This is a genomic window from Arthrobacter mobilis (genome assembly GCF_012395835.1).
Taxonomy (GTDB): domain Bacteria; phylum Actinomycetota; class Actinomycetes; order Actinomycetales; family Micrococcaceae; genus Crystallibacter; species Crystallibacter mobilis.
This window is the reverse complement of the sequence record NZ_JAAZSQ010000012.1, coordinates 38,660-58,245: the sequence shown is the minus strand read 5'-3', so window position 1 is coordinate 58,245 and position 19,586 is coordinate 38,660. Positions and strand designations below refer to the sequence as shown.

The following is a 19,586-nucleotide window of genomic DNA, read 5'->3' as shown; positions in this document are numbered from 1 at the left end:
CACTAGGGGTAGGACGTGCTTGAAATGACGGCGGCCGAAAAGGCCGCGGCGGAGAAGATCTTCGGGGACCGCCTCGGCCTGGCCGAGCGCTATGTGGAACATCTGGCGACCTCGGGCACCGAGCGGGGCCTGCTCGGCCCGCGCGAGGTGCCGCGGCTGTGGAGCCGGCATGTGCTCAACTGCGCCGTGGTGGCCGAACTTATCGCTGAGGGTGCCGCCGTGGCCGACGTCGGCAGCGGCGCCGGTCTGCCCGGTCTGACCTTCGCGCTGGCGCGCCCTGACCTGCAGCTGACACTGATCGAGCCGCTGGAACGGCGCGTGATCTGGCTCAACGAAGTGGTGGACGACCTGGGCCTGGACAATGTCACGGTGCTCAGGACGCGCGCCGAGCTGGCCGTCGGCAAGGTGGCCGCCGACGTCGTCACCGCCCGCGCCGTGTCCGCGCTCAAGACCCTGGCCGGGCTGACCATCCCGCTGCTCGACGGCCGCGGCGAGGTGCTGGCGATCAAGGGCCGCAGTGCGGCCGAGGAGGTCGAGAAGGCGGCCAAGATCATCCGCAAGCTCGGCGGCACCGGGACTTCCGTCCTGACCGTGGGCGAGGGGCTGCTGGAGGAGCCGACGACGGTGGTCCGGATCGTCGTCGGTTCCTGAAAGCCGGGGTGCGGCACAGCCGCGCAACGTCCGGAACCCGGGCCCGCACCGGATAACCTAGGGGTGGGACGCTCCCGCAGTGTCGGTTTCACGGCGGGTTCCCGCGTCCCGCCCAGGGGCAGGCCCTGCGTGGCGCCGGTGCGCCGCACCGGGATCCTCCTGTCCCGCTCTGCGCAGCCTCCGGCCACCAGCTGGCGGCAGACAACCTTTGCGGGTTGGTTTTTGAACAACGGCATGATGGTTTCACGTGAAACGACGAGTGGCGGCAAGGTCTGTATGAAAGTCAATGAAGAGGCGACGGTTTCCAACGTAATGGATGCGATCGACGAGAGCACTCCTCTGGCGGCGGAGCTGGCGAACGAGAACCGCCGGCGCGAACGCCTGGAGGGACGCGAACTGCCGAAACCGGCAAGGACCCGCATCCTGACGGTCAGCAACCAGAAGGGCGGTGTGGGCAAGACCACGACCACCGTGAACCTGGCCGCCGCCCTGGCCGCCGCGGGCCTCAACGTCATGGTCATCGACATCGATCCGCAGGGCAACGCGTCCACCGCCCTCGGCGTCGAGCACCATGCCGAGGTGGAGAGCATCTACGACGTGCTCATCAACGACCTGCCGCTGAAGGAAGTCGTGGCCCCCTGTACGGATGTGCCGAACCTGGTCTGTGCCCCGGCCACCATCCACCTGGCGGGGGCGGAAATCGAACTGGTTTCGCTCGTCGCGCGCGAACAGCGGCTGCGCCGGGCCATCGAGGTCTACGCCCGGGAGCGGGAGAAGGCCGGACTGCCGCGGCTGGACTACATCTTCATCGACTGCCCGCCCAGCCTCGGGCTGCTTACCGTCAATGCCTTCGTGGCCGCGCAGGAGGTGCTCATTCCCATCCAGTGCGAGTACTACGCCCTGGAAGGCCTGAGCCAGCTGCTCAAGAACATCGACATGATCCAGAAGCACCTGAACGCGGATCTGGTGGTATCCACCATCCTGCTCACCATGTACGACGGCCGCACCAACCTCGCGGCGCAGGTGGCCGCGGAGGTGCGCCAGCACTTCCCGGAGCAGGTGCTCAGCGCCGTCGTGCCCCGTTCGGTCCGCATCTCCGAGGCCCCGAGCTACCAGCAGACCGTGATCACCTACGACCCGAATTCGTCCGGCGCCCTGTCCTACCAGGAAGCCGCCGCCGAAATCGCCGAACGCGCCCGGTAGCCGGGCCCGTCCGCACGGCACCAGTAGAATGACCCCTAACCCTTTGAAGTGCACCGGGATTGCGTTCAGATGCAGCATGGAAGGATCCACAGATGAGTGAGAAGCGGCGCGGACTCGGAAGAGGCCTGGGCGCACTGATCCCCAGCACCCCCGCCGCACAGACTCCGGAGCCGGACGCCGCTTCCGCCGACCCCTCACGCAAGACGCGGCCGGTGGATCTGTTCTTTCCCGCCCCGCCGGCCCGCGGTGACGGCCAGGGCTCCGACAGCGCTCCCGCCTCCGCTGCCGCACAGGTTGCCGAAGTGCTGCGCGCTCCCCGGAAGAAGACCGGGCCGGCCCGCCGGACACCGGCGAGGAAACCGGCGGCAGCGACCGGCAGCAAGGCCGGCGCCGGTGCACCGGGGGAGGACCTGCAGGACGCGGCGTCGGCCCAGGCCGACGCTGCGCAGGAGCCGGCCGAGGACGCGCCGGGCCAGGCTGCCCTGGACCTGGGGGATGGTCCGGACGTTTCTCCGGAAGGTGATGCGGCAGAAATCCTGATGCCGGTACCCGGCGCTGCCTTCGCCGAGCTTCCGGTCGAGACCATCCACCCCAACCGCAAGCAGCCGCGTACCGTCTTCGACGAAGAGGACATGGCTGAGCTGGTGCACTCGGTCCGCGAGATCGGAATTCTGCAGCCGGTGGTGGTGCGCCCTTCCGGTGAAGCCGGCGAGGAACTGTACGAACTGGTCATGGGCGAGCGGCGCTGGCGCGCTGCCCAGGCTGCGGGACTGGCAGCGGTGCCGGCAATCATCCGGTCCACGACCGACGATGACCTGCTCCGCGACGCGCTGCTGGAGAACCTGCACCGCAGTCAACTGAATCCGCTTGAAGAAGCCGCCGCCTACCAGCAGCTGCTGGAAGATTTTGGCTGCACCCACGATGAACTGGCCGAGCGGATCGGCCGCTCCCGTCCGCAGATTTCCAACACGATCCGGCTCATGAAGCTGCCGCCGCTCGTGCAGCGGCGCGTGGCCGCCGGCGTCCTTTCTGCCGGCCACGCGCGTGCGCTGCTCGGTCTGCAGGATCCGGCCGAGATGGAAAAGCTCGCCCAGCGGATCGTGGCCGAAGGCATGTCCGTTCGCAGCACCGAGGAAGCCGTCGCGCTCCACGGCGGAGCGTCCCGCCCCTCCCGGGAGAACAAGCCGAAGGAGGGGCCCCGCCACGAGCGCCTGGACTATCTGGCCAACTCGCTGTCGGATCGGCTGGATACCAATGTGAAGATCACCCTCGGTGCACGCAAGGGCCGGGTCAGCATTGAGTTCGCCAGCGTGGAGGACCTGAACCGCATCATGGACGTGCTCAGCCCGGGGTCGATGAACTAGCCGGCATATTTTGGGAGCGTTGGCGTTTCACGTGAAACGCTTCGGGGAGGGGCACGGCCGCGAGGCCGGGCCTTTTTCGAGTCCGGACCTATGTCTTGGATTGGGCTGCTGATCGCTGGGGTAGCCGCGGCCTGTCCGGCAACGTCACAACTGCCCATCGGCCGGCCTCCGGCCAGGCACAGAATGGCTGTTCTGCGCCTTCCTGACGACGCCGGGTCGCCCCGGAACCATCTGCTCCGGCCGGGACCGGGCCCCTCCTGCGCAGTTTCACGTGAAACATCTGTTCTCCCTGCCTGAGGCTCCCTCGGGAGGCTGGGAAGTCACGGTTTTCCACAGCCACCAGCCCCGTTTAGGCCGCTTCAAACGCGGTGGCTGCCGTGTCATACAATGCCAAATGTTTGTCCGGAGGCTGGGAAGGCGGTTCTGCCGTTCACGGCGTCCGAAACCTGAAACCGGGCGGTACGCGCCCCGTTTCACGTGAAACCCTGCCGTTTACGGCCGGTGCGGCCCAACCGAGCAGGTGCCGGCTCAGGGTTGGTCGATGAGTCCGGTCAGGATGTCCAGGGCCCGGGCGAGCTCGAGGTCGGTCGGCGCACCGTAGCCGATGACCAGTCCGTTGGCCGGAGGGCGGTGGGCATAGTAGCTGGCGAGGGTGGCGACGCGGACTCCGTGGTCGAGTGAGGCGGCGGCGAGTTTGTCGGCGTTGATCCTGGATCCCAGGCGCAGGACGGCATGGAGGCCGCCGTCGAGGGCAGTAATTTCGACATCCTCCCGTGCGCCGAGCCGTTCGAGGAGGAGGGCGCGGCGGTGCGCGTATTCGCGGCGTGCCCTGGCGATGTGCCGGGCCAGTCCGCCGCCTTCCAGGTAATGGGCGAGGGCAGTCTGGAGGGTGCCGCCCACCGGGGTATCAAGGGCGCGCCGCGTGTCCTTGAGGAGGCGTCCGGAGTCTGCGCGCACCACGAGGTAGCCGCAGCGCAGCCATGGGCTCAGGGATTTGGAGAAGGTCCCCACGAGGACGACCTCCGCGTCCGACGGCAGTGAGGCGATGGCCGGCAACGGCATGCGACGGTGGCGGAACTCGCTGTCGTAGTCGTCTTCGAGGACGAGCACGCCGTGTTCGGCGGCCCAGGCCAGCAGCGCCAGCCTTTCCCGGATGGGCATGTGCCCGCCGAGGGGGTACTGGTGGCTGGGGGTAACCAGCACGGCGTCCGGCGGCCGGGGGAGGGACGCGAGCTGTTCGGCCCGCATCCCGTCGGCGCCGACAGGCAGGGTTTCGACGGCGGCTCCTGCGGCCGAGAGCACCCTGCGGGCCGTGGGGTAGCCGGGGTCTTCCACGAGTACCCGTGGCCGGGTCGAGCGGTGGCGGAGCGCGGTGACAATGAGCTGGAGGGCATCACTCGTGCCCGCCGTGACAATCACATCATCGGGGTTGGCAACGACTCCCCTGGAGGAGGCGAGGTGCCCGGCCACAGCGCCCCGGAGTCCCTCGGTGCCCAAGGCAGGCGGCAGCACCGTGTTCTCCGGTGCGGACACCGCCCTCCTCCAGGCGGCGCGCCATTCGCGGTTCCGGAACGGCTGGTCGGAGGGATGTCCCGGCGTGAGGTCGATCATCGGGTGCGAAGGCTCGCTGCGGGGCGTGGGCACCGTGTGCGAGGCCCGTCCCCGGAGGTCGGCGCGGACGGCCACGCGGGTCCCGGCCGCGCCGTGGCCTTCGAGATACCCCTCGCCCGAGAGCTGTTCGAAGGCCCGCACGACGACGCCCCGGGAGACTCCGAGTTCGGCCGCGAGCCGGCGGGAGGACGGGAGGTTGTCCTCCGGCCGGAGGGCCCCGTCGAGGATGGCCTGCCGGAGCCGCCCGGCCAGCTGGGCGGCCAGCGGCGAGCGGTCCTTGCGGTCAAGCACGATCGGCAGTTCGGCCACAGCCATCTTGGACCTCCATATCCTGCTGGACTTGGATCTATGTTAGGTCCAAACCGCTTGGCAGCATGAGTAGCGGAACCTGATGGATGACCGCGGGCGGCCGCCCGGCGCCGCGGTTGAGCGAAGCGAGGACCTTGCATGTTCGACGGGCTGTGCGCCTTTCCCCTGACCCCTGTCTCGGAGGACGGCCTCGACGAGGCGGCCTTCGTCCACCTGGTCTCACGGATTGCGGCTGCCGGTGTGGCCTCGATCGGCGTCCTGGGCTCGACCGGGATCTACCCGTACCTCTCCCGCGGCGAGCGGCGGACGGTGTTGGAAGCCGCGGTCGGTGCCGCCGGCGGGACGCCGGTGATCGCCGGCATCGGTGCCCTGCGGACCCGGGACGTGCTCGCCCATGTCGAGGATGCCCAGGCCGCGGGCGCCGCCGCACTGCTGCTGGCCCCGGTCTCCTACCAGCGGCTCACCGAGGAGGAGGTGTACGGGCTTTACCGGGATGTCTCGGAGGCCTCCTCCGTGCCGGTCGTCGTGTACGACAACCCGACGACCACTGCCTTCACCTTTACCGATGAACTGCATGGAAGGATCGCAGCCCTTCCGCGGATCGCGGCCATCAAGATTCCCCCGCCTCCCGCGGGCACGGCGGCCGGGCGGGTGGCGAAGCTGCGGAAGGTACTTCCCGACAGGGTCTCGGTGGGCATCAGCGGCGACTGGGCCGCCGCCGAGGCGCTCCTGGGCGGCTGCGACGGCTGGTACTCGGTGATCGCAGGAGTCCTGCCGGGTCCGGCCCAGGCGATCGCCGATGCTGCCCTCGGCGGGCGGGCCGATGCGGCGGGGAAGGCGTCGGCGGCCCTGGAACCGCTCTGGGCACTGTTCCGGGCACACGGGAGCCTGCGCGTTGCAGCCGCGATCGCCGCAGACCTCGGACTCGTCACCGACCCCTGCCTGCCGCTTCCGCTCCGGGGCCTCGACGAGCCGGTGCGTGCCGAAGTGCGCGACGCCCTTCGTCTGGCCGGCGTGACCGGGTGAGTCGCATGCACCCTCCCACAGTGCGCGGTCTCAGCGGAGGCCTCCGGTGACGGGCACCCCGGGCCAAGACCTCGCCGAGCGCACCCGCCAGGCATCCGGCGCCGGCCGGGGCGGCCTCGTCCGCTATGTTGCCGCCGCGACCCTCGCGCGCACGGCCGACGGCGGCGCCGTCGTCGCCGTCGTCCTGCTGGTCACAGGCAGCGGGGGACCGGCCTGGGTCGCCGGGCTGCTCGGCGCGAGCCTCACCGCGCCGCACCTGCTCGGCCCCTTCGTCGCACGCAGCCTGGACACGGCCCGGGATGGCCGGACCGTCATCGCCCTCGCCTGCATCCTCCACGGGGCCACGCTCGCCGCGGCCGTGCTGCTGTATCCGTACACGTGGCCCGCGGTGACCGCACTCCTGCTCGTCTCCTCGGGACTCGTGGGGCCCCTGCTGACCGGCGGAATCAGCAGCCGGCTGCCCGCGATCGCAGGACCCGGCCAGGTTGACCAGCGCAGGGCGCAGGGCTGGGACGTCGCCACCTACGGCCTCGGCGGGACGATCGGACCGGCCCTCGTTGCCGCGGTCTCCTCCTGGGCCGATGCCACCGTGGCCGCGCTTATCCTCGCCGCCGGCACCTTCGCCGCGGCCGCCTTCGTGCGGCTGCTGCCCTCCGCCCCGCCGCCGGCAGTGGGCTCCGGCGTGCCGCGGCCGGGCCGCACGCTGCTGCTGATGATCTGCTCCGGACCACTGCGGCGCACCCTGTACCTGACGATGACCATCGCCCTGTCGGTGGCGGCACTGCCCATCGCCGCGGTCGCCTCCACAGGACGGCTCGGCGTCGACCAGGCCGCCGCCGGGGTCCTCATCGCGGCCTACGGGCTGGGGAACCTGGCCGGGTCCGCCGCCGTGCTGCTGCGGCCTCTGCGGGGCGACGCCGACCGGCTCATGACGCGGCTCGCGGCCGCAGTCGCCGCTGCCCTGGCCGGTGTCGCCCTCGCGGACGGGTTCGTACTTACTACCGCCGCCTACGCGGCCGCCGGGATCCTGAACGCCTGCTTCTTCGCCGCCACTCTCGCCGCACGCAGCGAGTATGCCCCGCCGCAGGCGCGGGGACAGGTCTTCGTCTGGGTCGGCGCGCTGAAGATCACCGCAGGCTCTGCCGGCACCGCCCTCGCCGGCGCCGTTGCGGCCGGGCCGGCCCAGCTCCCCGTCGTTATGGCCCTCACCCTCGCCGTCGCCTGCGCGGCAGCATCGGTCCTCGACCGCCGGGCCGGCCGGAGCAGGCTGGCAGCCTGAAGCGGAGCGGCAGCGGCAGTGCGGGGAATGGAACCTGCAGAGGCGGGGGAGCGGGAACCCGGCTGCAGCCCTTCCCCGGCCGCCCCGGCACGGGACATAAAGGCAGGCGCGCCTGTTTCACGTGAAACAGGCACGCAAGACCGACCCGGCACCGGCCGGACCCGGCTTGCGGACAGTGTCCCTTCAAGCGATACCGTTCCCGTTTCACGTGAAACGGGCCCCGAGGTTCAGCCGACGTGGATCCCCGGACGCCGGGCCGGATCCGGCTCGGCCTCGCGGAGGATTTCCCGCACCACCGGCGCGGTGTCACCCTGGCCGAGCAGCAGGTAGCGCATCAGGTGGGTCAGCGGATTGCCCTCGGACCACTCGAAGTACGCGTGCGGACGCACCCCCGTGGCATCCCGCAGGGCCAGCAGGATGGCCGCGATGGCGTTGGGCGCCGCGGTACTTCCGGCCCGCAGGACGCGGTGCCCGGCAACCTCCACCCCGCGCACCTGGACCACGTCGCTGAAGCCGGAGGGATCGCCCACCTCGATCTCGAGGAACAGGACATCGGCAGTGCCAGGGACCGGATTGATCCCGCGCTGGATGGCTTCCTTCCGGGCGTATTCGGCCACGCTGGTCGACAGCGGCTTGTGCGCCAGCAGGTTCAGGCGGCCGTCGTGGGCCAGGGAATCCGAGATGAAGCGCCGGGCCGCCTCGTCGAACTCGATCCGGTCTGCCCGCAGTTCGGTCGTCCGGGTGATGCGCGAGACCAGGGAGATGAGGATGATGCCGGCGATGAAGAAAACCGAGATCATCAGCCCGTCAGGCTTCTCGATGATGTTCTCGCCCAAGGCGTAGGACAGCACCCCGGTCAGCACGGTGAAGCCCGCGGCGGCCAGATGCTGCTTCCGGCGGGCGGTGGAGATGGCGACGGCGGCGGCCCCGGAGACCATCATGGCCAGGATGCCGGTGGCATACGCACCGGCCTGTGCGTCGACGTCGGCCCTGAAGGCGACGGTGATCAAAATGGCGACGGCGGTGTAGACCATGACAACCGGGCGCACCGCCCGGCACCATTCGGGAGCCATGCCGTAGGAAGGCAGGTAGCGGGGGACGATGTTGATCAGCCCTGCCATGGCGGAGGCGCCGGCGAACCAGAGGATCAGGATGCTGCTGACGTCGTACACGGTGCCGAAGGTGTTGCCGAGTCGTTCGTGTGCCAGGTAGGCCAGGGCACGGCCGTTGGCCTCCCCGCCCTCGGCGAAGGCTTCGGCGGGAATCAGCACGGTGGTCACGATGCTGCTGCCGATGAGGTAGGCGCTCATGATCATGGCGGCCGCGGTGAGCAGTTTGCGGGTGTTGCGCACCCGGGAGGCGAGCCGTTCGGCGGGAGTGCGGCCGCCGGCGGCGACCAGCGGCATCATGCTGGCCCCGGTTTCGAAGCCGGAGAGGCCCAGGACCAGCAGGGGGAAGGCAAGGATCGCGGGGCCGGCGATCTGGGCCGGACCGCCGAAGCCGGCCAGCGCACCGGTCCAGCCGGCCAGGACCCCGGGCTCGGTCAGGACGTCGACGAGGCCCGTGATGATGACGGCGGCGTTGAGCAGCAGGAACACGGCCACCAGGGGCACGGCGACGGCGACCGCCTCGGTGAAGCCGAGCAGGAACACCCCGCCGAGGATGAGCAGCAGGACAACGGTCACGGGTACGGCCTGGCCGTGCAGGAAGCCGGGGGTGTACGGGTTTTCCAGCAGGTGCACGGTGGCATCGGCGGAGGACAGGGTGATGGTGATGATCCAGGAGGTGGCGACGAAGCCGAGCAGGACCAGGACCAGGATCTTGCCCCGCCAGAACGGCAGCAGCTTCTCCAGCATGGCCACCGATCCCTGCCCGTGGGGGCTCTCCCGGGCCACCCTGCGGTACATCGGCAGCATGCCCAGCAGGGTCAGCGCCACGATCAGCAGGGTTGCCAGCGGGGACAGCGCGCCCGCGGCCAGCGCGGCGATGGCCGGCAGGTAGGACAGGGTGGAGAAGTAGTCCACCCCGGTCAGGCACATGACCTTCCACCAGGGCTGCTGCGGGGCGTGGTCCCCGGTACTTTCCGGGCCCACCGGCTGGACACGGTGCTGCATCAGCCAGCGGCCGAAGGCGCCGCCGGGTTCCGGCCGGGCAGCCGGCCGGGGAATGCTGGCGGGCATGGAGAAGTGGGTGGAGGAACTCATCAATGTCTTTTCTCGGGCATCCGGGTTGTCCCCGTGTGGTTTCCGGTGGACTACCGGAGCGTAACACCGGCCCGGACCGGAAAATGGCCCGGATCAGGGATTCTTAACGCTTTCCTTATGCCCGTGACACGAAGGGGCCTGGCCCGCTCCTCAGTCCGCGGGATCCCCGGTGGAAAGCGGGAGCCGGATGACCATGGTCAGGCCGCCGCCGGGAGTCTGTTCGGCCAGCAGGCGGCCGCCCATGGTTTCGGTAAAGCCCTTGGCCACCGCCAGGCCGAGTCCGACGCCGGTGCCGCCGGGTACGTCGTCGAGCCGCTGGAAGGGTCGGAACATTTCCACGACGGCGGCGGCGGGCACGCCCTGGCCGTGGTCGATGATGCGCAGTTCGCTGGCCGGCCGCCCGTCGATGGTCGCGGCCCCCATGCCGCCGACGGCGCCGGTAATGACGATGTCCGAGTCCGCGGCGTATTTCAGGGCGTTCTCCACAATGTTGGCGATCACGCGTTCGAGCATGCCGGCGTCGGCGTCCACCGGCGGCATGTTCGGTGCCAGCTCGACCCTGACCCGGTCCGGAGGGAAGGACGCCAGGGCGGCTTCGACGGCCTCGCGCCAGCTCAGCGGGTGCAGCAGCGGCTGGACGGACTCGGCGGTAATCCGGGACATGTCCAGCAGGTTGCCCACGAGCGAGTCCAGGCGGTCGGCATAGGACTCGATGGTGGCGAGCAGCTCCTGCTCGTCCGCCGGCGGGAGGCGGACGGCGTCCTGCCGCAGGCTGGAGACGGCCAGCTTGATCCCCGCCAGCGGGGTGCGCAGGTCGTGGGAAACCGCGCGCAGCACGGAAGTGCGCATCTTGTTGCCTTCGGCCAGCCGCAGGTTCTCCTGCCGGCTGGCGGCCAGCTGCTGGTGCTGCTGGATGGCGAGCAGGTGCGGGATGACGGCGGCCAGCAGCTGGCGCTCGCGCTGGCTCAGGGTGCGTCCGGTCAGCCCGAGCAGATGCTCATCGTCCACCGGCTCGACGGTGTCCGCGTCCGCCGGGTCGTCCGGCGCTGCCGTGCCGCCGGCGACGGACAGCTCCCAGCGGGCCCGGCCGTCCGGCTGCAGGCGGCGTGTGTAAAGCGCCGCGCCGTCGACCCGGAAAAGCCCGCGCACCTGGTCGAGGAACCCGGCGACCGAATCCTCGGCGGCGAGCACACCGCGGCTGACTTCGTCGAGGATGGCTGCCTCCGCCCGGACCCGGGCGGCCTCCCGGGCCAGCCGGGCCGAATAGCCGACGACGAGCGACACCACGGTGCCCACGGCCAGGAAGACCGCCAGGGTGAGCACATGTTCGGGATCGCTCACGCTCCAGGTCCCGGTCGGCGGGACGGCGAAGTAGGTCACGATCATGCTGGCGGCGACGGCGGCGGTAACCGCCGGCCACAGTCCGCCCAGCAGCGCGACGGCGATGGTTCCGCACAGCTGGATGAGCATGTCGGTGGCGAAGCTTTCCCCCGGGATGACCCCGAGGATGACCTGCAGCAGCGGCGGCAGGACGGCGGCGAGGACGGCCCCGGCGCGGGTGCGGGTCCGGCCCAGGTCCCGGGGCGGGGCCTGCCTGGCGCCCTGGCCGACCTGGTCATGGGAGACCATGTGGACATCGATGTCCCCAGAGCCCTGGACCACCCGGGCCCCGGTGCCGCGGCCGCCCCGCAGCCGCGCCAGTCCCTTGCGGCGGGAGATCCCGACGACGATCTGGGTGGCGTTGATGCCGCGGGCAAAGTCCAGCAGGGTCTCCGCAGGGTCCTCGCCGGTGACCGCATGGTAGGTGCCGCCGAGTTCCCTGGTCAGCCGGCGCTGCTGTTCAAGTTCCTTGGGGGAGCCGGCGGTCCGGCCGTCGGTGGTGCTCACGTGCACGGCATGGAGCTCGCCCCCGCTCAACCGGGAGAGGATGCGGGCGGCCCGGCGGATCAGGACCTGGCCCTCGGGGCCGCCGCTCAGGCCTACCACCACGCGCTCGCGGGCCGGCCAGGTGTTGCTGATGCCCTCCTGCGCCCGGTAGGCCTCCAGACCCTCCTCGACCCGGTCGGCCAGCCACAGCAGTGCCAGTTCCCGCAGCGCGGTCAGGTTGCCCACACGGAAGTAGTTCGACAGCGCCGCGTCGACCTGCTCCGCCGGGTAGACCTTGCCCTGCGAGATCCGCTGCCGGAGCATTTCCGGCGCGATGTCGACCAGTTCGATCTGGTCGGCCCGGCGGACGACCTCGTCGGGGACGGTCTCGTCCTGGCGGACGCCGGTGACCGCGGCAACGGCATCGGCGAGGGACGCCAGATGCCGGATATCGAGGGTGGACAGGACGTCGATGCCGGCAGCGAGCACGTCCTCGACATCCTGCCAGCGCCGTTCGTGCCGGCCGCCGGGCCTGTTCACGTGCGCGAAGTCATCGATCAGCGCAATCTCCGGGGCCCGGGCGATCAGCTTGTCCAGGTCCAGTTCGCCTGCGGCGGGCCCGGATCCGTCCGCCGGCGGAGGAACGCTTTCCAGGCCCGCCGTGAGCGCTGCGGTCCCGGCCCGGCCGTGATCCGCGACGGCACCGATGACGACGTCGGCCCCCTGCTCCTGGAGCCGGCGGGCTTCCTCGAGCATGGCATAGGTTTTGCCGGCGCCGGGGGCGGCTCCGAGGAAGATGCGCAGTTTTCCGCGTTGCATGTTCCTATTGTTCTGTGAAAACACCTTGGAGGAGGCCATGACGGCATTGCTGGTCGTCGACGACGAGGCGCAATTCCTGCGCGCGCTGCAGATCAACCTCACCGCGCACGGCTTCGACGTCGTCACCGCAGCTACCGGAAGCGCCGCGCTGCAGGCCGCCGCCCGGCACCGGATCGACGCCGTCGTCCTGGACCTGGGCCTGCCGGACATGGACGGGTTGGAGGTGATCCGGGGCCTGCGGGGATGGACCGATGTGCCGATCATCGTACTCTCGGCCCGCCATGGTTCCGACGACAAGGTCGAGGCCCTGGACCGCGGTGCGGACGACTATGTCACCAAGCCTTTCGGCCTGCCCGAGCTCCTGGCCAGGCTGCGTGCGGCCGTACGCCGCGGACACCCCGGCGCCGAAGCTCCGGTGGTCAGGACCCCGGACTTCACCATCGACGTCGCCGCCAAGAAGGTCCAGCGGGACGGCAAGCCGGTCCGGCTCACGCCGACGGAATGGAAGCTGCTGGAGCGGCTGGTGCTCAACGCCGGCGCGCTCGTGGGGCAGACCCAGCTGCTGCATGACGTCTGGGGTCCTGCGTACGGCACCGAGACGCAGTACCTGCGCGTCTACATCGCGCAGCTGCGGCGCAAGCTCGAACCCGATCCGGCCAGCCCGCGCTACATCCTGACCGAGCCCGGCATGGGTTACCGGTTCGAAGCCTGACCGGGCCGCGGGGCGCAGCCGGGGAAGGGCGGGATTCCCCGCGGAACGCCGTCAGGGGGAATGGTGTCCGTTGAAGGCCTGCCAGGTCAGCTCCGCCAACTCCGCCTGGCCGGCCGGGCCGGGATGGAAGTAGTCCAAGGTGCTGATCTGGCCGGCCGAGAACCTGTAGCGGTAGACCGCGCCGCCGTCCCAGCGGCAGCTCCGGTACTTGGCGCAGGTCTCTGCCAGAATCGCATTGAAAGCCTCCTCGCGGGCCACGACTTCCTGGCGCTGGGCCTCACTGGTCCCGGCACCCAGCATGGACGGGCAGATGCCGGAGCCTGACCAGACCCTCCTGGCCTCCCGGTTGCTGCGCAGGACCGACCAAAGCCGGTACAGGTCCGGAATGCTGCTGACATGGATCCGGGCCCGCGGCAGCCCCCGGTGCAGCGTCTCCAGAGCCGCATCGATCTGCCGGGCGAAGTCCGCGGTGGAGGTCATCGCGGATGCGGACGAGGCGCACAGGTCGTTGGCACCGATCAGGATGGTGATGTAGTCCGCTTCCTGGGCCACGGCCTTGGACGCCTGGGCGGCGAGGCTGGCGGCTTTGGCGCCGTTGACGGAATAGTTGTGGTTGTTCCCGCTGACCTGCGGGTGCAGCGCAGCCAGCCGCTCGTAGTGACTGCGGATGCCGTCGGCGGGCAGGTCGCCGGTGGACCATGACCGGCCCGGGTAGCTGCCGGGCCCGCAGCAGGTGTTCGTGGCCTGGGTAATCGAGTCCCCGAGGCCGGCGATGACTGTCGGGTACGGCCGGGGAACGGCGGACCCGGGGATAAGCAGCAGCGCGGCCAGCACCGCGGGAATGGTCAGGATCCGGACGATCTTGGGCATGAAGCCAGCCGCCGATGGTGAGAGGGAGCCGTCTGGTGCGCCATGCACATGAAAAGACTTTAGCCATTGGAAGCAGCTGCCGCCACGGCATGCCCGTTGCTGCCGTCCGGCCCGTCCGCACATACCCGTGGCCGGGCTAAGCTGGGCGCATGCGGCCGCACCGACCCGGCAGCTTTGGTCCGGACGCTGCCGGACCAAAGGTGCCCCGCCCCTTGGTACTGGAACAATCCTGGGCCGACGCCGTCTTCCTGCACTGGCGCATCAGCACCTCCGCCGCGGCCCCCTATCTGCCCGCCGGTGTCGAACCCGACGTGTTCGACGGATCAACCTGGGTGGGACTCATCGGCTTCCGTGTCCCCGGGACACGGCTGGGGGCGGTGTTGCCGCTGCCGTACCTTGGATCCTTCACCGAGGTCAACGTGCGCCTGTATTCGCGCGGCGCGGACGGATCGCGCGGGGTGGTGTTTTTGTCGCTGGATGCTTCCCGGCTGGCCTTCGTCCTCGCGGCCCGCGCGGCCGGCCTGCCCTACGTCTGGTCGCGCTGCCGCCCCCTTGTGACGGACGGCCCGGTGCCGGGCTGTGGGTACGACGTCGAACGCTTCCGCGGACAGGCGGACTCCTCGTTCGCCGTACGCCCGGATCTTGCCCGGGAAGCGGATGACCAGTTGTCGCTGTGGCTCACGGCGCGCTTCGGGCTGTACAGCCGCTTCGCCGGACGTACGCTCTTCCTTCCCAACTCGCACCGGCCGTGGCCGCTGCACCCCGCCACGCTCACCCGTTTCCAGGACAGGCTGCTGACGTCCGCCGGATTCGCACTCGAAGGACAGCCGGAGTCGGTGCTTTTCTCCCCGGGGGTGCGCACGCGGTTTGGCCGGCCTTCTGCCCTGCCCATATCCTGACCGGCCGGGCGAGCCTGCCGTTTCACGTGAAACAGCGGTGCAGGTTTCCGCCGTCAGGAACGCGTAAAGATCCGGGCCGAGGCCGTTAAGGATCCATCAAGAAGCCCCCGCGGTGGCATCTGCCGATGTTTGATGAATGCAGGCGGATCCGGCACCGGGCAGCATCCGTGTGCACTGCTGCAGGACCGGAGAGGCCGGTCCCGGTGCCGACGGAACGGACTACGTACTTATGAGCGACGACTTGGTCTGGCAGATCTTCCTGGTCCTGGCAGCGGGAGGGACGCTGCTCGGGTTCCTGGTACGTTCGCTGCTGCGCTACCGCGGCTGGTGGACAACGGCGTTGGACGGCCGGGCGGCTCCGCCTGAAGACGGGACCGGAAAGCATCGGTAGGCCATCAGCCGCCGGCGCCGCGAAGCTGCTTCGCGCCGTCATGTTCGGTCAGTTCGTGACGTCCCGCCACCGGAACACGCTTGCCGCAGCTGCCGCCGTGCCTGCGGCGATGATGGCCAGGATGAGTACGGCACCAAGGTCAAACTCTTCGACGGGAAGCGCCGGAGAGTGCCGGAAGGGGCTGAAGTTCTGCATTCACACGGGTAGCCGGAGCAGTTCTCCGAACTGCCCAAGGACCAGGGCTGCCGCCAGCAGACCCCAGCCCAAGGGAACGGCAAGCCGCGGGGCGGCGGCGAAGACGAACGTAGCGGCCCCGGTGACGACAAGGGCCGCGGGCACGTGTGCCAAGGCCGCCCCGGTCGATAGCAGGACATAACCGCTGCCAGCGTTCGGGAAGGCGGCGGTTGCGGCCGCCGCACCGGCAGCCACGGCGACGGCGGCCGTAGACAGGGCCGCCACGGCCAGGTTCGCGGCAAACCAGCGGATACGTGTTCTGGGCACGGCCAGGAGCAGGTCGAGCCGGCCCTCTTCTTCCTCCGCCCGCATCCGCAGGATGGCCTGCACCCCGGCTGCGGCGGCAAGAACGCCCGCGATGCCCAGCAGCGCCGCACTGAACACCTCGGCGACACCTGCCCGGCTTCCCGGGACCAGCCGGGCGATCAGTTCTGCCAGCGAGGGATTCCCGGCAATGGTATCGGCAACCCATCGGACCGAGCGCCCCGGAGAGTGCTCCTAAGGTGGCACCGCCGGTGGCCCACCCTGCCAGCGTGGGTCGCTGCAGGCGCCAGAGGAGCCCGAGGAACGAGCGGCCTCCTGTTCCGGCCCGTGCACGTCCTGCCCGGTGGGACAGCATGCTGGCGCCGAGATCGCGCCGCTGCCGCGCCAGCACCGCGGCGGCGGCCAGTACGGCAGCGGCCGTGGCCAGGATGAGCAGCGGCGCGCTGCCAGCCTCGGTAAACGGCCGGGACCTTTGCCCCCAGCCGATCGGTGACAGCAGGGACGGCCACCCGGCCTCGACCCGTGTAAGCGAAGCATCGGCAGTGCCGAGTGCATCCCCGGTGCCGCGGAGGAGATAGGCCAGCCCCACCAGTGCGGGCGCCGTGCCGTTGGCCCCGCGCCCGGAGGGCAGCAGCTGGGCCACGGTGGCCGCGACCGAAACGAAGAAGAGGCCCACAGCCCCGACGGCCAGTCCAGCAACTGCCGATCCTCCGGAGGCAGGCCGGCCGCGGCGAATCCGCCGGCAACGGATACCGAGAGTCCAAGGTTCGCTCCGGCCCCGAGGAGCAGGGTCGCCGCCAATGGCGCGGACCGGGGGAGTGGAGCGGAGCCGATGAGTTCGGAGCGCCCCAGCTCCTCGTCGGCACGGGTGTGCCGGACAACCAGGAACGTACTCCGCACCGCCGCGCAGGCCGGTGAGCAGGTCGATCACTTCGCCGCCGCTCAGGTTCGGCCACAGGCTGACGTCCCCAGGCACGTAGGCGATGCCGCGGTGTGCAGGTACGGGATGCGCCCACGGATCCAGGCCGAGGACTTTTACGGTTCCTGAGGTGGGGCGGATGTGCCCGAGCAGCACCCGCAGGGTGGTCGACTTGCCCGCCCCGTTGGGACCAAGGAACCCGTGCACTTCGCCCGCGGCGACCCTCAGGTCAAGGCCGTTGAGGGCGCGGGTTCGGCCGAAGTCCTTCACTAGGCGGGAGACGTCAATAACAGCGGGTCCGGCGTTCATGGCCGCGCCCCTTTCCGTTGTGGAACGCAGCGCTGCGCGGCTGCCACAGCGCTCCGCGGTGCTGCCCACGGGCCGACCAGGCTTCCCGGCTCTCCACCGCACAGCCTACAACCGGCCTACCTGCCCCGGAAGGGGAGACTTTCTCCCCGCCAAGGTGACGCGTGACATAAAATGAACTTTATTCATATAATATTCACATCCCGGCCTCGTGGGGTGGCCGGGGCAGCAGCAGAAACCATTTCTAGGGCCGCCCGCACCGGCGCGGGCGCAGGAAGCACAAGACAGGCAAGCAGGATGGATACTCAGACACTGACCAACTGGAATGAACTCATAGGCCGGCAGGTCCAGATCCACAAGGACGGCGCCCTGGTCCGCACGGGGTACGTCGAGGACGTCACCTACGCCGCCGATGCCCTTTGGCTGGAGGGCCACGGCACCGACCTGCGCACGCTCTATACCAAGGCCGACGGCTATTCGGCCGTGGCCGTGGCCGTGCCCGGGCCCGCGGAAACAGGCCGCTGATGTCCGCAGGCCCGGTGTCCCACCTCGACATCACCGTGCCCAACCGTGCCTCGATGGACCACTGCCTCAATGCGGCGGTTGAGTCGGTGATGGAAGCCGCCCTGCGGCACCGGACCCACGGAATCCTGATCACCCGGCACGGCGACCGGCACTTCACCGTCGGGCTGAGCGCGGCGGTACCGTTCGGCTACACCGAAGAACACGACAACCGGGGCTGATTCCCCTACTGTGCTCCTTCGCGGCGACGGAAGCGCGTGCGCAGGGGCCTCCGGGGGTTGCTGGTGCCGGAGGAATTCGGAACTCGTCAGGACCGCGCCGGCTGACCTCGTGGGCCCCGTGGCTTTGCGTCCCCGGCTCGCACCGGGTTTGCCTTTGTCGATGAGCGGGCGCTCAACCAGGCGTCATCCTAACAAGCCGGATCCGGATTAATCACTTTCCAACCGTTGGAAGTCAGGAGCCTTCGGCACCCTTGGACGGTGCCCCTGTCCGCAGGGGAAACCCGTATGAAACGCAGCCGGCGGCGGCCTGCCTCAGAGGCTCGCCTCGGACGCCGGTCCCACCGGAGCGGCAAGCTGGTCCGGGCGGGCCTGGTGCACTCCGGTCCGGTAGCGGTAGGTGGCCGCCTCGTCCTGGACGATGAACGTTTCGGTGCCGCTGCGGGTCCAGTGCAGCACGAGCAGCCCGTAGCGTTCGGCCAGCTTGGCCAGCGTGGCGAAGGACTCGACGTCGATCAGCGGCCTGGCCGCAGGGGCCGGCATCGGATGCACCGGGACCAGGAGCGAGGCGTAGCGGCGGTGGATCGCGGCGGCTTCGTCGGCGGGAGTCTGGCGGCGGGCCAGCAGGACGACGGCGGTGCCGGCGGCCAGGGCTGCCAGCAGCAGGACTGCGGAGAGGATCCGTGCGGTGCCGGCGGTCATGCTCCAGCCGAAGATGCCGAGGGTGCGGGGGTGCGGCGTACCGCCGGCGGCCGTGTCCGCATCGGTAACGGTCAGGTCCTGGGAGCTTCCGGGCAGGCTGAGCTGCAGCGGGGACAGGTTCAGGTTGAGCGTGGGCTGGAACTCCTTGCCCGAATCCGTCTGGATGCGGGGCATGAAGGCGATGGTGACCGGCTCGGCGGGCATGCCCGTGGCGGCGGCGGCAGCGTCGGCCCTGTCCTGAAGTGCCGTCAGGTCGAGGGTGACGGTCGCCTCGTGCCGGTCGCCGGTAAACCGTTCCTCCGGTGCCAGGGCCACGGTGGAGTGCCAGCCTCCGGGGGTGGAGAGTTTGGCAGCGACGGACAGGGCGCCCGGTTCCCCCCGGTAGCTCATGTGCACGTCGACAGTGTCGGTGATCTTGCGGAAGATCGGATCCGGCGAGGTCGCGGTGGTTCCGTCGTAGGCCGGGGTTTTTCCGACGTCGGCCGTATAGGAGAAGACCATGCTCGCGCCGTCGGTCCGGCGCGGCTCGCCGGATTCCTCGAGGGGTCCGGTCCAGGCCGGCACCGCCAGCGCAAGTCCCAGGACGCCGGCGGCCAGGGCCAAGGCCGCGACCAGGCGCAGGGGCAGCGGCAGCGCGGCCAGGGCGGCGTATGATCCGTGGACGGTAGCGGTGTGCCTGGTCATGGCGGTTCTCCTGCGTTTGCGTCGGTGCCGGGCGACGGCTGTGCCGCCGCCGGCCATCAGGGCGAAGGCGATCACGGCCAGCACCGGCGGGCTCGTGAGGCCGCGCAGCCAGAGCCCGGCCTGCGGGAGGTGCAGGACGGCCCGGCCGATGATCTGCCCGGCGGTGGGCTTCACGGGGTCGATGGACTGGTTGTTGTCGCCCTTGAGGACAAAGCCCGCCTCGTCGCCGCCGATGATGCGGTGGAGGGTGACGACGCCGCCAGCGGGCATCCGATAGGCCACGATCTCGCCGGTCGCATAGGACGGCGCGCGGGCGACGACCACCAGGTCCCCCTGGTGGTAGACGGGGTTCATGCTCACTCCGTGGGTGACCACCACGGCAGCCTGGCCGGTGGCCAGGACCAGCCCGACGGCCGCCATGAGACCCGCCGCACCTATGAGCAGGATCCTTGGCAGGTGGCGGAGCAACCGGGGGAGCATGGGACCTCGCAGCTGGGGAGCATGTAGCTAGGGGAGTAAGGCAGGTGGGGAGC

Annotated in this window: 15 protein-coding genes, 2 pseudogenes and 1 riboswitch; of the genes and pseudogenes, 10 read left to right on the top strand and 7 right to left on the bottom strand. The window is 70.1% G+C overall.

The genetic code is table 11. From position 1 onward, the window contains the following. Positions 1 to 15: 15 nt before the first annotated feature. From rsmG to HGG74_RS13000, 3 genes are all read left to right on the top strand, one after another. Positions 16 to 651 carry a 16S rRNA (guanine(527)-N(7))-methyltransferase RsmG gene (gene rsmG, locus HGG74_RS13010; protein WP_168486966.1) on the top strand — a complete coding sequence of 212 codons (636 nt, stop codon included), beginning with the start codon at positions 16 to 18 and terminating at the stop codon, positions 649 to 651. A 234-nt stretch (positions 652 to 885) separates the two neighbouring features. Beyond that, complete coding sequence (locus HGG74_RS13005) at positions 886 to 1,854, top strand: ParA family protein (RefSeq protein WP_376766141.1); 969 nt, start codon at positions 886 to 888, stop codon at positions 1,852 to 1,854. 92 nt (positions 1,855 to 1,946) lie between these two features. Further along, on the top strand, positions 1,947 to 3,218 hold the full coding sequence (locus HGG74_RS13000; protein WP_168486964.1) for a ParB/RepB/Spo0J family partition protein: 1,272 nt from the start codon (positions 1,947 to 1,949) through the stop codon (positions 3,216 to 3,218). Between the two features lie 528 nt (positions 3,219 to 3,746). On the opposite strand, the gene pdxR is transcribed toward HGG74_RS13000, so the two are convergent. Continuing rightward, positions 3,747 to 5,144, bottom strand: a complete 1,398-nt coding sequence (pdxR, locus tag HGG74_RS12995) for a MocR-like pyridoxine biosynthesis transcription factor PdxR (protein ID WP_168486962.1) — start codon at positions 5,142 to 5,144, stop codon at positions 3,747 to 3,749. Positions 5,145 to 5,276: 132 nt separating this feature from the next. Here pdxR and HGG74_RS12990 point away from each other — a divergent pair, with 132 nt between their 5' ends. After that, positions 5,277 to 6,164: a dihydrodipicolinate synthase family protein gene (locus tag HGG74_RS12990; RefSeq protein WP_168486961.1), complete on the top strand. Its 888-nt coding sequence runs from the start codon at positions 5,277 to 5,279 to the stop codon at positions 6,162 to 6,164. A gap of 46 nt (positions 6,165 to 6,210) precedes the next feature. Next, positions 6,211 to 7,443, top strand: coding sequence for an MFS transporter (locus HGG74_RS21605; protein WP_246262880.1), 1,233 nt, complete (start codon positions 6,211 to 6,213; stop codon positions 7,441 to 7,443). Between the two features lie 227 nt (positions 7,444 to 7,670). Here the strand turns inward: HGG74_RS21605 and HGG74_RS12980 are convergent, their stop codons facing one another. Together HGG74_RS12980 and HGG74_RS12975 are read right to left on the bottom strand one after the other, a co-directional pair. Then, positions 7,671 to 9,647, bottom strand: coding sequence for an APC family permease (locus HGG74_RS12980; protein WP_168486959.1), 1,977 nt, complete (start codon positions 9,645 to 9,647; stop codon positions 7,671 to 7,673). A gap of 150 nt (positions 9,648 to 9,797) precedes the next feature. Beyond that, positions 9,798 to 12,332, bottom strand: a complete 2,535-nt coding sequence (locus tag HGG74_RS12975; protein WP_168486957.1) for a DUF4118 domain-containing protein — start codon at positions 12,330 to 12,332, stop codon at positions 9,798 to 9,800. A gap of 37 nt (positions 12,333 to 12,369) precedes the next feature. Here HGG74_RS12975 and HGG74_RS12970 point away from each other — a divergent pair, with 37 nt between their 5' ends. After that, positions 12,370 to 13,044, top strand: coding sequence for a response regulator (locus tag HGG74_RS12970; RefSeq protein WP_168486955.1), 675 nt, complete (start codon positions 12,370 to 12,372; stop codon positions 13,042 to 13,044). Between the two features lie 51 nt (positions 13,045 to 13,095). On the opposite strand, the gene HGG74_RS12965 is transcribed toward HGG74_RS12970, so the two are convergent. Next, a complete protein-coding gene (locus HGG74_RS12965) occupies positions 13,096 to 13,914 on the bottom strand; it encodes an SGNH/GDSL hydrolase family protein (protein ID WP_168486953.1) in 819 nt (272 codons plus the stop codon). 212 nt (positions 13,915 to 14,126) lie between these two features. Between HGG74_RS12965 and HGG74_RS12960 the strand changes: the two genes are divergently transcribed. Both HGG74_RS12960 and HGG74_RS12955 read left to right on the top strand, forming a co-directional pair. Beyond that, the gene (locus tag HGG74_RS12960; protein ID WP_312856838.1) at positions 14,127 to 14,813 is read left to right on the top strand and encodes a YqjF family protein; all 687 of its coding nucleotides are present in this window, start codon (positions 14,127 to 14,129) and stop codon (positions 14,811 to 14,813) included. A 229-nt stretch (positions 14,814 to 15,042) separates the two neighbouring features. Continuing rightward, positions 15,043 to 15,204, top strand: a complete 162-nt coding sequence (locus HGG74_RS12955; RefSeq protein WP_168486949.1) for a hypothetical protein — start codon at positions 15,043 to 15,045, stop codon at positions 15,202 to 15,204. 48 nt (positions 15,205 to 15,252) lie between these two features. Here HGG74_RS12955 and HGG74_RS22310 read toward each other — a convergent pair. Beyond that, positions 15,253 to 15,906, bottom strand: a pseudogene (locus HGG74_RS22310) (efflux permease Rv1217c-related protein); the annotation flags it as partial. 688 nt (positions 15,907 to 16,594) lie between these two features. Then, a pseudogene (locus tag HGG74_RS12940) lies at positions 16,595 to 16,930 on the bottom strand (ATP-binding cassette domain-containing protein); the annotation flags it as partial. A gap of 294 nt (positions 16,931 to 17,224) precedes the next feature. Here HGG74_RS12940 and HGG74_RS12935 point away from each other — a divergent pair. Together HGG74_RS12935 and HGG74_RS12930 are read left to right on the top strand one after the other, a co-directional pair. Beyond that, positions 17,225 to 17,452 carry a hypothetical protein gene (locus HGG74_RS12935; protein WP_168486947.1) on the top strand — a complete coding sequence of 76 codons (228 nt, stop codon included), beginning with the start codon at positions 17,225 to 17,227 and terminating at the stop codon, positions 17,450 to 17,452. Continuing rightward, positions 17,452 to 17,670, top strand: a complete 219-nt coding sequence (locus HGG74_RS12930) for a hypothetical protein (RefSeq protein WP_168486945.1) — start codon at positions 17,452 to 17,454, stop codon at positions 17,668 to 17,670. Before HGG74_RS12935 ends, HGG74_RS12930 begins: the two co-directional genes overlap by 1 nt. Before the next feature lie 75 nt (positions 17,671 to 17,745). Continuing rightward, positions 17,746 to 17,833, bottom strand: a riboswitch (cyclic di-GMP riboswitch). Between the two features lie 149 nt (positions 17,834 to 17,982). Here HGG74_RS12930 and HGG74_RS12925 read toward each other — a convergent pair. After that, positions 17,983 to 19,473: a signal peptidase I gene (locus HGG74_RS12925; RefSeq protein WP_168486943.1), complete on the bottom strand. Its 1,491-nt coding sequence runs from the start codon at positions 19,471 to 19,473 to the stop codon at positions 17,983 to 17,985. Positions 19,474 to 19,586: the final 113 nt, after the last annotated feature.

Bases quoted from the DNA above. Each gene is read 5' to 3' on its own strand.
- HGG74_RS13005 (WP_376766141.1), top strand. From the start codon at position 886: ATGATGGTTTCACGTGAAACGACGAGTGGCGGCAAGGTCTGTATGAAA.
- HGG74_RS13000 (WP_168486964.1), top strand. From the start codon at position 1,947: ATGAGTGAGAAGCGGCGCGGACTCGGAAGAGGCCTGGGCGCACTGATC.
- pdxR (WP_168486962.1), bottom strand. From the start codon at position 5,144: ATGGCTGTGGCCGAACTGCCGATCGTGCTTGACCGCAAGGACCGCTCG.
- HGG74_RS12990 (WP_168486961.1), top strand. From the start codon at position 5,277: ATGTTCGACGGGCTGTGCGCCTTTCCCCTGACCCCTGTCTCGGAGGAC.
- HGG74_RS12980 (WP_168486959.1), bottom strand. From the start codon at position 9,647: ATGAGTTCCTCCACCCACTTCTCCATGCCCGCCAGCATTCCCCGGCCG.
- HGG74_RS12975 (WP_168486957.1), bottom strand. From the start codon at position 12,332: ATGCAACGCGGAAAACTGCGCATCTTCCTCGGAGCCGCCCCCGGCGCC.
- HGG74_RS12970 (WP_168486955.1), top strand. From the start codon at position 12,370: ATGACGGCATTGCTGGTCGTCGACGACGAGGCGCAATTCCTGCGCGCG.
- HGG74_RS12965 (WP_168486953.1), bottom strand. From the start codon at position 13,914: ATGCCCAAGATCGTCCGGATCCTGACCATTCCCGCGGTGCTGGCCGCG.
- HGG74_RS12955 (WP_168486949.1), top strand. From the start codon at position 15,043: ATGAGCGACGACTTGGTCTGGCAGATCTTCCTGGTCCTGGCAGCGGGA.
- HGG74_RS12935 (WP_168486947.1), top strand. From the start codon at position 17,225: ATGGATACTCAGACACTGACCAACTGGAATGAACTCATAGGCCGGCAG.
- HGG74_RS12930 (WP_168486945.1), top strand. From the start codon at position 17,452: ATGTCCGCAGGCCCGGTGTCCCACCTCGACATCACCGTGCCCAACCGT.
- HGG74_RS12925 (WP_168486943.1), bottom strand. From the start codon at position 19,473: ATGGCGGCCGTCGGGCTGGTCCTGGCCACCGGCCAGGCTGCCGTGGTG.